A 14014-nucleotide genomic window follows, 5' to 3' on the forward strand; every position below is an offset into this window, starting at 1 on the left:
TCTGGTTTCTTACATTATGAAAAACAAAGATTAAAAAACATCCTGCATGTTTCAAACATGCAGGATGTTTTTGTGAAGGTTTGTGTAATAGAAGAAATATAAAAAAGTGCTAACAAATTTGCAAACGAACTTACTAACAGCTATACAGAATAGACATAAATTATCGTGTCTTATTTGAAAATAGCTTTAATTAGTTAAATTAAACTTATACGAAATGCTCATAAAAATAGTCTTAATACCAAGAGTTTAACCATCCAGATATTTTATTGGTATTGAGTCGAAACCGGGACATGATATTGATTTCTACTCAATTGATGAATGTTTAAAAGAGCGTCAGCCAGAAGAGCCAATTTATAAAGAATGGATTTCTGCATCGGACTGGTTCCGTACTTTAGTTGAAGAGCAAATTGCACGGTTAGATACTATCGCTGAACAAGTGACAGAGTCTGACTGCAAGTGAATGAAACAGCATTTTATTATCAATAGTTAATATGAATATTAATTTCGGGAAAGGGCTTATACTTTAGAAAAGTGGCGAGTGAATACAGATGTAAAAGAAGTAATTGGATAAAAAAGGTATTACTAAACTTAGGAATAGACAATACCTTTTTATAGTTATTTTTGTAAAGTTATTGTAAATTGCAAATATAATACACTATTTATATTGTATAATTCTAATGTATTGTATTTAATATTAGTAGGTGGTGATGTATATGTTGTGTTTTATAAAATATAGAAGATAAGCAATTATTATTTTTTATTTATAATGTATTATTTGAATAAATTAATAATAATTTAATTTTAAAGAACCGGGTTTTAATTGATTAGATTATGTAACGTAACGGTTTCTTCTAGTTTTTAGATGATCAAGGCAAATGAAGAAAGGAAGTATTTATTACATGGAAAAACTACGGTTATTAACATTTGAGAATATAGTAGAGCCGCTTTTAAATGAAAGTGTATCATTTATATACTTTCCTATCGAATGGCTTGATATTGTAGAAATACATTATAAGACATTTTTATTAACAAGTAAGTTAAAACGATTGAATGAAAGATTATATGATATGTTTTCTGATATATTGTTTATTCAGCATAATCCATATGTATTAAATGAAAATACACCATGGATTGTATCCAAAGAACCTATTAGAAAAGAACAACTTGATTATATTTTCCAAAGTTGGTATGAGGTGATTCATGATTGGAAACCTAATAAATTAATAGAATTGCCAAAATATGAATGGCATTACGATTTAATTTCTAATTTAACAGTACTACATGATAATGAAATATATTCTAAGTGGGTGCCTGCTTTAATTTCACATATTTTTTGTGAACAACCTGTACGATTAGAGAATATCAACGAAGAAGATATATATTTTTCTCCTCTTAGATCACAAAATATTTGTGAGGCAATGTCAAAGCCAATTAAAGATGAAAAAACACAAGATTATTTCGCCTATGTATATCGGTTCGAATGTATAACGCGCGGTGGCGAGAATATTCTGTTATTAAATGTTTCAATAGGAATTCGGAGGTTTTATCAAGAATATAATCATCCAGATATTCCTTTGCTATTAAGACGTAAACGGGGCATGATATTGGTTTCTACGCCAGAATTTGCATCGAATAATAAGAAATTACGGTTTGTAAAACTAAAAGTACAACAAGCTACAAACGGCATAAAATGGATTAAGATATTTAGAAATTTAAAAGATGATTTTCGTATAGGTGGAGAAGTTGAATTAGAGCATATTCTTCAATATCCGAAAGATTATATGCTAGGAACAAATATTAGGGTGTTACTTCCATACAATGAGAGAATATATAAAGTTCAAGGTACTAAAATAAAACCTGGTATAAAAGTAAAGGAAAGAGAGTATCTATTTAAAGGGTTTCAGCAAAAATTCACTTATTTCACATTACTACCAGAATGTAAAAAGATAGCAACAAATAATGAAAATGAATTATTCCCTTTAATTGCACCAAAAGGATTAGAGACTATAACGTTAGAAATATGGTCTGAAAAAATATTGATGGAAGTAGAACAAGCGTTAATTGAAAGTGAAATTGTGTTAGCTCAAATCAGTGAGTCATCATATGTATTAAATGCAGATTCTCCAGTATTGTTAAAAATAGTAAGATATAATATTGAAAAAGTATTACAAAATCCATATAAAATGCAATATTGCCAGAAATACAAAACAAATTTAGTAGAGGATGTTATGAAAGCGGTTTATGCTACTGCAGGTAAGCGCAATGATGCGACATTGGCGTTAATCGCAATGGAAAATTGTGATGGGCGTGAAAAAATCGATCCAAAGCAAATCGTTAGAGAAGGGTTTGCACGAACTAACCGTATTTCAGCATTTATTAATTTATTTATTGGCCAAAGTGTATCTCGTAAAACAATTATTAATTGTATCCTTAGTTTATTAGAACAAAAAGGATTTTTGAAACGTAGTTGGAATAAGATAAATTTACCTTGTACATATGTTAATTTATCAATTGAACGAATATCGAAATTTGATTTCTTACCTATTATTTCACAAATAAAAGGAAAAGAAATTTCATATAAATTATATGGGAATAAAGATTGGCAAACGATTGATCGTTTATTATTAAATATAAATAAACATAATGCCTTTTTACCGCAGCCTTCAAAAAGAAATGATATGGGAATTCAATTTAAACAATTTGTTTCTGAAACATTAACAGAAATTTTACAACATGCAAAAGAGGAAAATGAGCAAGTATATATTATTATTGATGCGAATTTAAGAAAATATTGGATAAAAGAGTTACAAAATAAAAAAATTGATATAGATATTTTACCGGAGATTGTTCCTGATGCGCTAAAGGTCCCTAATTTAAACATTATAAGAATAAATACATCTTTTGATACACCAAAATACGGTGTGATAGAACGTGATGATGTTCCTGAAGGTACAAGTTTATATGTAGATCAAAAAGGGATGTATTATAGCACTGGCGAGTATTCACAAAATGGTAGTGAAACATTGCAGCGATACATACTTGAAATATTACCGCTAGGTGTAAAACCTGTAGAAAGGAATTATATCGCTAAAATGGTACACTATATGTGCTGTAATTCAAGTATGCTTCAGGAAAAAAATATACATATGCCGTATTCTATGCATATGGCGAAAGTAATAAAGAGCTATAGGACTGATATAGATGCAAGAGAGTTTAAAGAGTTTGATGATGAATTGGATGTAGATATAATGAAAATAGAAAAGAAAGATTCAATTATTTTGCTTTAAATAATAGTAGACAAATCCTGCTCGTTATATTGATCAGGATTTGTCATTTTTTCATGTAAATAAGGATATCCTTTGTCATGTATCTTTTCTTTTATGTATTTACTTTATTTACATACAGGATTAAGATATTTTTTAGAAATACAAAATCTACATCATATGGAAAAGCAATATGAATTGATTCAAAAGAAATTTGAAAGGAATGAGGAATTGTGAAGAAATTAGATGTGTTATTAATGCTATTAAGCGGCCTCTTTCCAGTTGCAGGAATTATGAAGCAAATCCCACTAGAACAATCTTTATATATCGGAGGCCTTTTATTTTTTACTAGTTTCGGTAGCTATTTTGCGAAAAAAATATATTCACGTATATGTAGTTGGATAGCGTATGCGCCATTTATAACACTGCTGTTAGTCATTTGGCATCAAGATATTTCAACAAGTTCAATAATAGGGAATGCGAAAATCGCCGCTTGTATCGCTTTAATTCCATGTTTATTCCGTTTTCGTACATATGGACTTACTTTCGGTTTATTCTCATTATGGGCCGCTTTACTTTGGGATATTAAAGAAGGACAGTCGTTAATCATACTTGAACGTATGTCGAGTTTAATGACAAGTCATTACTTATATCTTCTACTGTTAGTTGGAGGACTTATATTAGGTGGATTACTTGCGATGTTATTACATCGTAAAGAGCAGGATGATAATAAAGAAAATATAAATCTATTTCAACAAAAAAAGAAGCGCAAAAAATTATCATTTAAGATTCCACTTCCTAGATTACCGAAATTAAAGATCAAATTATTTAAGTTTGGTGGAAAAGTATCAAAACGAAATACGCCAGAAAAAATACGTGAGCATAATTACGAAGAACCAGCTCAAGCTGCAACATATGAAATGAGAGAGCAAATAGATCCATATAAAGAAGGTATCGCTCAAGGACAAACGAGGATGGAACGTCGTAGAAATAGGTATAATGCATAAGATATTTGAGTAACCCTTTAATGATTTATCATTGAAGGGTTTTTTATGTAATTATATATAGATTGCTAATGAGGAATTTATAGCATACCCTAAAGTTAAGGACTTAAATAAAATAATGGGAGGACAAAATGCTTATTATTACATATATTTCTGTCTGTATATTATTTTTAGTTAGCTTTTTACATGTTTACTGGGCTTTCGGAGGTAAGTGGGCGACAAATAGTGTCATTCCAACAAAAGCTGGAGAAAAGGCGTTTACACCAAGTGTAGGAATGACATTGTTCATTGCTTTATTATTAAGTATGGCGGCAATAATTTTATTACAACAAACAAATGTTGTTCATTTCGAAGTTCCTAATATTATCGTTCAATTGGGCTCCTGGATTTGTATGATTGTTTTTTTATAAGAGTAATTGGTGAGTTTCATTATTTTGGAATCTTTAAGCGAAAAAAAGATACGTATTTTGCTAAAATGGATACTGTTTTATATATACCACTTTGTGCATTTGTATCTTTATCGTTCTTATTAGCAATTATAACGTGAACATAAAATAGTAACTGCTTTTTCTAAAATAAATAAACGTGAATTAGCAAGGAGTAAAAGTGAGAAATCTAGTAGTAAATAAAAAGGATGTAAGCGTCTTCTTATCGAAATATAGATTATTATGAAAGGCGGTGACACTATGAAGTATGTTAAAGTCTGTATGAATGGCGGAAGTGAACACAAATTCTCGATGACTTTAGATCGGTTTGAAGAACTTATTACTACAGAGAATGGACTATTAGAAAATAAATTAGTTAGTATTGAAAATGTAATGATTAATCCTACTAATATATCTTCTGTAGTTGAAAAAATTGGTGTACCGGCTAAGTTTATGGAAGCTTAAAAATTGGTACATAAAAAACATCCATAGGGATGTTTTTTTATGTATAAATATAATAATTATACAATTAATAAATGAGCAGAATTTTTAGCAATACGTATACATTTGATGTTTAATAGATGCACAATAAAATAAGTACAAGCATATATTACATTGTAGGACAAGACCTTCGTGTCCTACTTAATACTCAGAAAAAACCTCTATCACATGAGAGCATCCGATTGCAGGGTGCTCTTTTTTTATCCGGCTCTTTAACTTTCAATTTTAAACATATCTTTGATGCTCATAAATATTAAAAATAAAATAATAGCAAAAATTAAGTTAGATAAATAGAAATCTTGATGAAATAGTAATTCAAAGATGACATCGAGAACATATAGTAAGGCGATAGTAGGTAATATACAAATAAATATAAATCTCCAATTTTTCAAATAATGTTTATAAGTAGTAATCGCTTTCTCCATACATATAGCTCCTGTATTTTTTATTTTCTATATAATTATACATTTAAATAAAAGAATTTACAAAAGAATATTTAGTAATTAAGAATTGTAGGAGAGATTTTGTTGAAAATGTGGATAGCTGTAGCAATCTGAATAATAAATGCTTTTACTTAAAAAAAACTTTAAAAGAATGATACTAAAATGATACACTATAATATACGTTATTTATGAAACGAATAGAGGGATTTGTATGATAGATAAAATCAAAAATGTTGTAGAGGATATGTACGAAGATGAAGCAAAACATTTACTTCAAAGTATTCTTATTCAGTTGAATTTATTAGAAGAAAACTATAGTGAAGATGCAATTAAAAATTTGATGGATATTCCTAAGCAACTAACGAGTAATACATCATATATAAGAAATGTAAAAGAAAGCACACACGTACATATTGCGTTTGATGATTCAACAGCTGGATGTTTAAAATATATGCTTAGTCAAGAAGAACAATTGGAAGAGAGGGTTGTCGCTTTTTCTGAATTCTTTTCAATTGGGCCGATAAACAAGCTACATATGAATGAGGGGCAACTTGCAAGACAGAAATGGTTAGTAAACAATTTAACTGCTTATGATAATTATTTTGAAGAAGAGTATTTACCAAGGTTTTTAGAAACTATGGAAGAACTACACACTATTCCTATTGAAACACCTATTACAATTTGGAAAGCTAATAACGCACATGAACATGTAGGCCTATGTTTTGTAATGGCGCAATTAAAAGATAAGAAAAACATTCGCGTTATTAATACGTCTGAAGCAAGTAAAGAAATATTAAAAAAAGAGTATGCTATTCGTGGAACTGGAGAGTTAGCACCTGAAAGTTTAGCTCTAATTCAAAAAAGTTTTGTAGAATTGCGATATTTAACTGTAGAGAAACGTATGCAGTTTGAACATGAGTGGGACAGTCTATCGAAAAGTACGGAATTTTTAAGAGTTTGGACAGACAATGAAGTGCGTTCTGTACAAGAAGATTATTTTGATCAATTTATTATTGAATGTGCGAAAAGTATAGGTGCTGATCGAGAATTCCTAAAAGCCCCTAGGGTAATTGGTGAAGCACTTGGTCATGTAGAGCAGTTAGTTGGCGATACGTTTTTAGAATATCGCTTAAAGGAATTAATTAAACAAGAAGTATTTGAATTTGAAGGTTCGTTAGATGAAATGCGTTTTTATAGTGTGAAATTAAGAAAATAATACATCTATTCCGATTATGAAGAAGCTCGTATTTTTAAAATACGAGTTTTATTTTTTTGTTGAATTTAGGCTATACATAAGCTTCCTATAGGAGGCAAATCACATATGAATGTTAAAGGTACTGAATGAAAAGTAGGTGATTTGTTAATATGTATAACCAGCAAAATTATCCATATGATCAAGGGGTGTATTATAATCCACAAAACTACGGGTATGAATCTGTAAATGAAGTGAGAGATATGGAACAAGAAGATTATAGACCAGATGATGCGGAAGATGCTCCAACGTCACCACCACCGTCACAAGCACCGTCGTTACCGTCTACATTTGCTTCGCCAGCACAACCAGGGAATATGAAATCATGGATGTGTAACTGTCTAGGAAGATGGGGCTACTTACGTTTGCATCGTCCTGGACCTTTCGGAAGAGACTTATGGTTCTTCCCGACTGAAGTGAGGAGAAATGGGGTTTCAGGTTACACTTGGCAAGGTGGTCGCCGTCGTAAAGTAAGTTATCGCTATCAACAAATTAGTAATTTCATGTGTTTTGCGTAAAGAAGAGTGAGAGAGTAGAAGGATTTTACTCTCTCACTTTTTATTTTTCAATATACGAAGTAAGATTTTAAATGAAAATTTACAATTTTCGCGTTTTTATTAGAGTATAATGCATATGTTGGTTGGTTTTCAAAAACAAATGAGAGTGAGGGAATACAATGTCAATGAAAAATAAAGTTGGGCTAAGAATAGAGGATGGTATTAATTTAGCTTCAGCTCAGTTTAAAGAAGATGCGTATGAAATTTATAAAGAATCTAGAAAAGTGCAACCTATCTTATTTGTGAATAAAACCGAATTAGGTGCAGAGTGGCTGATTACGAGATATGAAGATGCGCTGCCACTTTTAAAAGATAATCGCTTAAAAAAAGATCCGGCCAATGTATTTTCTCAAGATACATTGAATGTCTTTCTTACTGTTGATAATAGTGATTATTTAACGACGCACATGCTAAATTCAGATCCACCTAACCACAATCGTTTACGATCACTCGTACAAAAAGCTTTTACACCGAAGATGATCACGCAATTGGAAGGAAGAATACAGGATATTGCAGATGATTTGTTAAATGAAGTCGAGCGAAAAAGTTCATTAAATCTTGTTGATGATTACTCTTTTCCTTTACCGATTATTGTAATAAGTGAAATGCTAGGCATTCCGAAAGAGGATCAAGCGAAATTTAGAATTTGGTCTCATGCTGTTATTGCTTATCCAGAAACGCCAGAAGAAATAAAAGAAACCGAAAAGCAACTATCTGAGTTTATTACATATCTCCAATATTTAGTTGATATCAAAAGACAAGAACCAAAAGAGGACTTGGTAAGTGCTTTAATACTTGCAGAGAGTGAAGGGCATAAACTTAGCGCTCGGGAACTATATTCAATGATAATGTTACTAATTGTGGCGGGACACGAAACAACTGTAAATTTAATTACAAATACGGTATTAGCGCTTCTTGAAAATCCGAATCAATTACAGTTATTAAAAGAAAATCCCAAATTAATTGATGCAGCTATTGAGGAAGGGTTACGATATTATTCTCCAGTTGAGGTTACAACTTCAAGATGGGCGGATGAACCTTTTCAAATCCATGACCAAACAATCCAAAAAGGAGATATGGTTGTCATTGCATTAGCTTCTGCAAACCGTGATGAAAATGTATTTGAAAACCCAGAAGTATTCGATATTACTCGGGAAAATAATCGCCATATTGCCTTTGGTCATGGTAGCCATTTCTGCTTAGGAGCTCCACTTGCTAAGTTAGAAGCAAAGATTGCTATTACTACTTTGTTTAATCGAATGCCTGAATTACAAATAAAAGGGAATCGTGAAGATATTAAATGGCAAGGTAATTATTTAATGCGTTCTTTAGAGGAATTGCCTTTAAATTTCTAGAATAGTTAAAAGGAGACATGCATACATCGAAATTGATTTACATAGAGTATGTATGTGTTATTTAAATTCGGAACGGAAGGGTGAAAACATCCCAATGATCAACTAATTCTATTTGTAAGAGATCTTCGTTAAAAAACGAAATATTCTTCTGAATAGGATTAGTCTGCGCATTTATAGAAAAGGGATGTATTTCGCTCTGCGAATATATAGTCTTTTTATATGATTTGTGCTGCCTCCTGTTCAGAACATGAAATAGGGGGATTTTTTATGTCGACAAATGTAGTAACGAAACAAAACAATGGGGTATCACAAGTATTAAAAAATCGGTTTGTGCAAGGAATTCTTGCATCAGCATTATTTTTACAAATTGGAATATGGGTTCGGAACTTTGCGGTATTATTATATGTAATGGAAATGACGAAAGGTGATGCTTTTGCTATTTCAATGATTTCGGTTGCTGAGTTTGCTCCAATTTTCATCTTTTCCTTTATAGGTGGAACCTTTGCTGATAGGTGGAAGCCAAAGAAGACAATGATTTGGTGTGAAACGTTAAGTTCCATTTCAGTATTCGCTGTATTAATTACACTTATGTTTGGAACCTGGAAAATCGTGTTTTTTGTCACGCTTATTTCTGCAATCCTTTCGCAGTTTTCTCAACCATCAGGTATGAAATTGTTTAAACAGCATTTATCAACGGAACAAATCCAATTAGCGATGTCTATATATCAAACAATATTTGCGATTTTTATGGTGCTAGGACCGATTCTTGGAACATTTATCTTTCATAGTTTTGGAATTTATATTTCAATTATCATAACAGGTATCGCTTTTTTACTGGCAGCAGCTGTGTTGTTATTTCTTCCGAAAGATCTTGAGAATGATATTGAGAAGAAAGAAATCACGCTATTACAGGAGATGCTGGATGGTATTAAATATGTGAAAAAGAAAAAAGCATTAACTTTGCTAGGGCTTTGTTTTATGGCAGCAGGACTAGGGATTGGTTTAATTCAGCCGTTAGGTATTTTTATTGTAACTGAGCAGTTAGGATTATCAAAAGAGAGTTTACAATGGTTACTAACAGTAAATGGCGTGGGAATGATTGTTGGCGGCGCTTTAGCGATGGTATTTGCGAAGAACGTTGCTCCGCAAAAGATGTTAATTATCGGTATGCTTGGTCAGGCAATCGGTATTGGTATTATAGGTTATTCCACAAATTTATGGGTAACACTGACAGCACAACTTTTTAGTGGGTTAGCTCTTCCTTGTATCCAAATAGGTATTAATACGCTCATTATCCAAAATAGCGATACTGATTTTATCGGTCGTGTAAATGGCATTTTAAGTCCGCTATTTACCGGTTCAATGGTAGTAACGATGAGTATTGCTGGTTCATTAAAAGAAATGTTTTCATTAAGTACGATGTATGAGGGCACAGCTTTACTATTTATAATCGGATTATTTTTTATTTTACCTATATACAATTTAAAACCAGTAATAGCGGTTGAAAGTGAAATAAATGGTAAAGGAAGTGCTGTACAACATGAATCCTAATCCAAATGTTAAATACCCTATTGAAGGAAATGAAAATGTCCATTTTATAAAAAATACAATAATGAAAGCTAATATACTTGTTGGTGATTATTCATATTATGATGCGAAAGATGGAGAAACTTTTGAAGATCGAGTATTACATCATTATGAATTTCTTGGAGATCGCCTTATTATTGGAAATTTTTGTTGTATTGCAAATGGAGTTACCTTTATTATGAACGGAGCGAATCATCGGATGGATGGATTTTCGGCATATCCATTTAATATATTTGGAAATGGGTGGGAGAATTATACACCTAATTTGTCTGATTTACCTTACAAAGGGGATACAGTTATAGGAAATGATGTATGGATTGGTATGGATGCAACGATTATGCCTGGAATAAAAATAGGAGATGGTGCAATCATTGCAGCTAAATCTGTTGTGACTAGAGACGTCGCACCATATACAATTGTTGGCGGAAACCCTGCAAATAAAATAAAGGAACGATTTACAAATACAATAGTAGAAGAGTTATTGCAAATTCAATGGTGGCATTTTGACATTGAAAAAATAACAGAAAATATAGATGCTATTGTACAAGGAAATATTGAACCATTAAGAAAGCTAAAAAGGTAATAAAAAATGCGTGACAAAGAGTATCATACCTCCGAATTTTGTTAATGATAATAGAACAAGGAGGTGTGATACTATGGCACAAGACGTTTTATGTGAAGTAAACAACTGTAAATTTTGGGCTAACGGCAATAAATGTAGTGCAGATGCAATTTATGTAGTAAGTCATAAAGGGAAACATGCATCAACTACGGAAGAAACAGATTGCAAAACTTTTGATCCAGAAGTATAAAATTTTTGAAGGGTAGCCAAATCGTGGTTGCCCTTTTATTAATTATAGTATTGATAATAAATCTCATTTTCATTCATTATTTTTAACTTTTCTTGTTAATTTTTATATTTTCTTCATAAGTGATGTAATCCAGAGTAATTCGTGTTCTATACGTGATTTACTAAATTCAATAACTTCTGTAATAAAAGATGAGCTAACATCTAAAGATTGAATAGCAGTAAGCTGTTTATGTAGTACGTCTTGGCGTATTGTTAAAATTTCTTTTCTACCTTCGTAATCAAGTTTTTCAAATAGAGCGATACGTACAAGGAACTCAGCGTTATTTGTCGCAATTTTTTCAGGAAACTCTCTTAACATCTCTGAAAAAATTTCTTCACCTGTTTCAGTTATATCGTACATATTTCGGTTTGGCTTTCCGACTTGTTTATGTATTTTTTTCGTTATAGCACCCATATTTTCGAAGCGCCGAAGAGCGGGATAAAGTGTGTTATGATTTAATTCGAAATTCTCACCTAACCGGTTTTGAACATTTTTCTTTATTTCATATCCATGTTTTGGTCCAGTTGTTAATTCTGCTAATAGTAAAATGTCAACGTACATAAAAATCCCCCTTATATATTTCTCAAGTTCTCCAATAAAAAATCTCCTTTAGTATATGTTAAAATAACATATGTTAGATTATACAACTTTGAACTACCGACCTATCACTTTTATTGTAAAAGAAAAGGGAGGAAAGAACTATGGCTTCGCCGGAAAATGTGATTTTAGTTCATGAAATTTCAAAGCTGAAAACAAAAGAAGAATTGTGGAATCCGTATGAGTGGTATCAATTTATGAGGGATAATCACCCTGTACATTACGATGAAGAGCAAGATGTATGGAATGTTTTTTTATACGATGATGTAAATCGAGTTTTATCGGATTATCGCTTATTTTCAAGTAGAAGGGAGCGAAGACAATTCGCAATCCCTCCTTTAGAAACTAGGATAAATATAAACTCTACGGATCCACCAGAACATCGCAATGTACGTTCTATCGTTTCTAAAGCATTTACTCCAAGAAGTTTAGAACAATGGAAACCCCGAATACAGGCAATCGCAAATGAACTTATAGAACATATCGAAAAATATAGTGAGGTTAATATTGTTGAAGAGTTTGCTGCACCTTTACCTGTTACCGTCATATCCGATTTATTAGGAGTGCCAACAACGGACCGTAAAAAAATTAAAGCATGGTCTGATATTTTATTTATGCCGTATAGTAAAGAAAAGTTTAGTGATCTGGATGCGGAAAAGGGTATAGCACTAAATGAATTTAAAGCATATCTTCTACCGATTGTTCAGGGAAAGAGGTACCATTTAACCGATGATATTATTTCGGATTTAATACGAGCTGAATATGAAGGCGAAAGATTAACAGATGAAGAAATTGTTACTTTTTCTTTAGGTTTATTAGCGGCAGGCAATGAAACAACTACTAATTTAATTATTAATAGCTTTTATTGCTTTTTAGTGGATTCACCTGGGACATATAAAGAATTAAGAGAAGAACCTAAATTAATTTCAAAGGCAATTGAGGAAGTATTGCGCTATCGCTTTCCCGTTACATTAGCTAGGAGGATTACAGAGGATACAAATATATTTGGGCCTTTTATGAAAAAGGATCAAATGATTGTTGCGTGGGTAAGTGCAGCAAATTTAGATGAGAAAAAGTTTTCGCAAGCCTCTAAATTTAATATACACCGAATAGGAAATGAAAAGCATTTAACATTTGGTAAAGGTGCACACTTTTGCTTAGGAGCACCACTTGCACGTTTAGAAGCTGAGATTGCATTAAGAACTTTCATAAATGCTTTTGAAAAAATAGAGTTATCTCCATTGTTCAATTTAGAAAAATGTCTATTGGAAAATGAACAAACGTTAAATTACTTACCTATTCTTTTGAATAATAGGTAAATCGATCAGCAAGGTACAAATTTACTGTACCTTGTTTTTTTATCCCGCGTTAACGGACAGTAAACGTCCCGATTGGTTCAACTAATAATCAGTGGGAGATGAAGAAAACCCCCACTGATTAAAGTTTCACTTTATTTCTCAATTGTAAAATTTTAGTTAGTTATTTAGTATGGAGGTGTGTGAAAAAGAATGGAGGAGGACGCTTATGTTAACGTGTAATGGAAGTAAAACGTTTCAAACATTTATTAAAGCTGTAACGGATTTAATGGATAGTAATTTATTAGAAGATCAAATTGTTTGTGCGATTGAAAAATTACTAGAAGAACTTTTAGAAAAGAAAACATGGCTTCCGTTAGAAAAACAGAAGGCGAATTCGGCTCAATACGCACGACATTTGTTATATGAAGATCCTTTTAATCGTTTTGAAGTATTAGCTCTTGTATGGAAAGATGGACAATCTACACCTTTACATGATCATGATGGTACATGGGGAGTAGAAGGCGTTTTTACAGGGAGGATAATGGTGCAAAACTTTATACAAACGAAGCAGTTTGAAAATTCACTTGTTTATTTAACACATACAGGAAATCTTTATTTGGGAGAAGGAGAAACAGATAAAGTCATTCCACCAGCTGATTGTCATATTCTTGAAATAGCTAAAAATGAAAGCGTTGTCACTATTCATATTTACGGAAAACGTTTAGAAAAGTTTAAAGTATATGTCCCAACTGAAGAAAAGAGTGTTTACATGTGTGAGACGAAATATATTAGTTATAGTTCATAGTATAAAATCAAAAACTTTTCTTTAAAAAGAAAAGTTTTTGATTTTATTATTAATTATTTCTTGACCTGAAACGCTT

General features: G+C 31.6%; 13 protein-coding genes and 2 pseudogenes. 13 read left to right on the forward strand and 2 right to left on the reverse strand.

All coding sequences use genetic code 11. The annotated features are described in order from the left end of the window. Positions 1 to 301: 301 nt before the first annotated feature. The 5 genes and pseudogenes from GFJ36_RS13855 to GFJ36_RS13875 form a co-directional block, all read left to right on the forward strand. A pseudogene (locus GFJ36_RS13855) lies at positions 302 to 571 on the forward strand (thiaminase II/PqqC family protein); the annotation flags it as partial. 328 nt (positions 572 to 899) lie between these two features. Continuing rightward, complete coding sequence (locus tag GFJ36_RS13860) at positions 900 to 3287, forward strand: RNaseH domain-containing protein (RefSeq protein ID WP_141542832.1); 2388 nt, start codon at positions 900 to 902, stop codon at positions 3285 to 3287. Positions 3288 to 3496: 209 nt separating this feature from the next. Next, positions 3497 to 4270 (forward strand): DUF3959 family protein, encoded by a 774-nt coding sequence (locus GFJ36_RS13865; protein WP_097857575.1) that lies wholly within the window; start codon positions 3497 to 3499, stop codon positions 4268 to 4270. Between the two features lie 128 nt (positions 4271 to 4398). Next, a pseudogene (locus GFJ36_RS13870) lies at positions 4399 to 4814 on the forward strand (DUF3995 domain-containing protein). Positions 4815 to 4953: 139 nt separating this feature from the next. After that, positions 4954 to 5157: a hypothetical protein gene (locus GFJ36_RS13875; protein ID WP_000878362.1), complete on the forward strand. Its 204-nt coding sequence runs from the start codon at positions 4954 to 4956 to the stop codon at positions 5155 to 5157. 248 nt (positions 5158 to 5405) lie between these two features. Here GFJ36_RS13875 and GFJ36_RS13880 read toward each other — a convergent pair whose 3' ends face one another. After that, on the reverse strand, positions 5406 to 5618 hold the full coding sequence (locus GFJ36_RS13880; RefSeq protein ID WP_097890166.1) for a hypothetical protein: 213 nt from the start codon (positions 5616 to 5618) through the stop codon (positions 5406 to 5408). Between the two features lie 229 nt (positions 5619 to 5847). Here GFJ36_RS13880 and GFJ36_RS13885 point away from each other — a divergent pair, with 229 nt between their 5' ends. The 6 genes from GFJ36_RS13885 to GFJ36_RS13910 all read left to right on the forward strand — a co-directional run bounded on the left by GFJ36_RS13885 (position 5848) and on the right by GFJ36_RS13910 (position 11199). Then, on the forward strand, positions 5848 to 6852 hold the full coding sequence (locus GFJ36_RS13885) for a DUF1835 domain-containing protein (protein ID WP_097890165.1): 1005 nt from the start codon (positions 5848 to 5850) through the stop codon (positions 6850 to 6852). Positions 6853 to 7001: 149 nt separating this feature from the next. Beyond that, entirely contained in the window at positions 7002 to 7406 is a 405-nt protein-coding gene (locus GFJ36_RS13890) for a hypothetical protein (RefSeq protein WP_097890164.1), read from the forward strand. 158 nt (positions 7407 to 7564) lie between these two features. Continuing rightward, the gene (gene cypA, locus GFJ36_RS13895; RefSeq protein WP_087984409.1) at positions 7565 to 8800 is read left to right on the forward strand and encodes a cytochrome P450; all 1236 of its coding nucleotides are present in this window, start codon (positions 7565 to 7567) and stop codon (positions 8798 to 8800) included. A gap of 267 nt (positions 8801 to 9067) precedes the next feature. Further along, positions 9068 to 10351, forward strand: coding sequence for an MFS transporter (locus GFJ36_RS13900; RefSeq protein ID WP_087984410.1), 1284 nt, complete (start codon positions 9068 to 9070; stop codon positions 10349 to 10351). Continuing rightward, complete coding sequence (locus GFJ36_RS13905; protein WP_097890163.1) at positions 10341 to 10970, forward strand: Vat family streptogramin A O-acetyltransferase; 630 nt, start codon at positions 10341 to 10343, stop codon at positions 10968 to 10970. The genes GFJ36_RS13900 and GFJ36_RS13905 overlap by 11 nt, the downstream gene beginning before the upstream one ends. 73 nt (positions 10971 to 11043) lie before the next feature. Continuing rightward, positions 11044 to 11199 carry a DUF1540 domain-containing protein gene (locus GFJ36_RS13910; RefSeq protein ID WP_000046089.1) on the forward strand — a complete coding sequence of 52 codons (156 nt, stop codon included), beginning with the start codon at positions 11044 to 11046 and terminating at the stop codon, positions 11197 to 11199. Positions 11200 to 11301: 102 nt separating this feature from the next. Here the strand turns inward: GFJ36_RS13910 and GFJ36_RS13915 are convergent, their stop codons facing one another. Then, entirely contained in the window at positions 11302 to 11799 is a 498-nt protein-coding gene (locus tag GFJ36_RS13915) for a PadR family transcriptional regulator (RefSeq protein ID WP_088063590.1), read from the reverse strand. A 140-nt stretch (positions 11800 to 11939) separates the two neighbouring features. Between GFJ36_RS13915 and GFJ36_RS13920 the strand changes: the two genes are divergently transcribed. Then, positions 11940 to 13154 carry a cytochrome P450 gene (locus tag GFJ36_RS13920; protein WP_088063591.1) on the forward strand — a complete coding sequence of 405 codons (1215 nt, stop codon included), beginning with the start codon at positions 11940 to 11942 and terminating at the stop codon, positions 13152 to 13154. A 205-nt stretch (positions 13155 to 13359) separates the two neighbouring features. After that, on the forward strand, positions 13360 to 13938 hold the full coding sequence (locus GFJ36_RS13925; protein ID WP_088063592.1) for a cysteine dioxygenase family protein: 579 nt from the start codon (positions 13360 to 13362) through the stop codon (positions 13936 to 13938). Positions 13939 to 14014: the final 76 nt, after the last annotated feature.

The sequence above is a fragment of the Bacillus sp. EE-W1 genome, assembly GCF_009760835.1.
In the GTDB taxonomy this organism is placed as follows: domain Bacteria; phylum Bacillota; class Bacilli; order Bacillales; family Bacillaceae_G; genus Bacillus_A; species Bacillus_A wiedmannii.

Excerpts from the sequence above, each read along its gene's own strand:
- GFJ36_RS13860 (WP_141542832.1), top strand. The coding sequence starts at position 900 with ATGGAAAAACTACGGTTATTAACATTTGAGAATATAGTAGAGCCGCTT.
- GFJ36_RS13875 (WP_000878362.1), top strand. The coding sequence starts at position 4,954 with ATGAAGTATGTTAAAGTCTGTATGAATGGCGGAAGTGAACACAAATTC.
- GFJ36_RS13880 (WP_097890166.1), bottom strand. The coding sequence starts at position 5,618 with ATGGAGAAAGCGATTACTACTTATAAACATTATTTGAAAAATTGGAGA.
- GFJ36_RS13885 (WP_097890165.1), top strand. The coding sequence starts at position 5,848 with ATGATAGATAAAATCAAAAATGTTGTAGAGGATATGTACGAAGATGAA.
- GFJ36_RS13890 (WP_097890164.1), top strand. The coding sequence starts at position 7,002 with ATGTATAACCAGCAAAATTATCCATATGATCAAGGGGTGTATTATAAT.
- cypA (WP_087984409.1), top strand. The coding sequence starts at position 7,565 with ATGTCAATGAAAAATAAAGTTGGGCTAAGAATAGAGGATGGTATTAAT.
- GFJ36_RS13900 (WP_087984410.1), top strand. The coding sequence starts at position 9,068 with ATGTCGACAAATGTAGTAACGAAACAAAACAATGGGGTATCACAAGTA.
- GFJ36_RS13905 (WP_097890163.1), top strand. The coding sequence starts at position 10,341 with ATGAATCCTAATCCAAATGTTAAATACCCTATTGAAGGAAATGAAAAT.
- GFJ36_RS13910 (WP_000046089.1), top strand. The coding sequence starts at position 11,044 with ATGGCACAAGACGTTTTATGTGAAGTAAACAACTGTAAATTTTGGGCT.
- GFJ36_RS13915 (WP_088063590.1), bottom strand. The coding sequence starts at position 11,799 with ATGTACGTTGACATTTTACTATTAGCAGAATTAACAACTGGACCAAAA.
- GFJ36_RS13920 (WP_088063591.1), top strand. The coding sequence starts at position 11,940 with ATGGCTTCGCCGGAAAATGTGATTTTAGTTCATGAAATTTCAAAGCTG.
- GFJ36_RS13925 (WP_088063592.1), top strand. The coding sequence starts at position 13,360 with ATGTTAACGTGTAATGGAAGTAAAACGTTTCAAACATTTATTAAAGCT.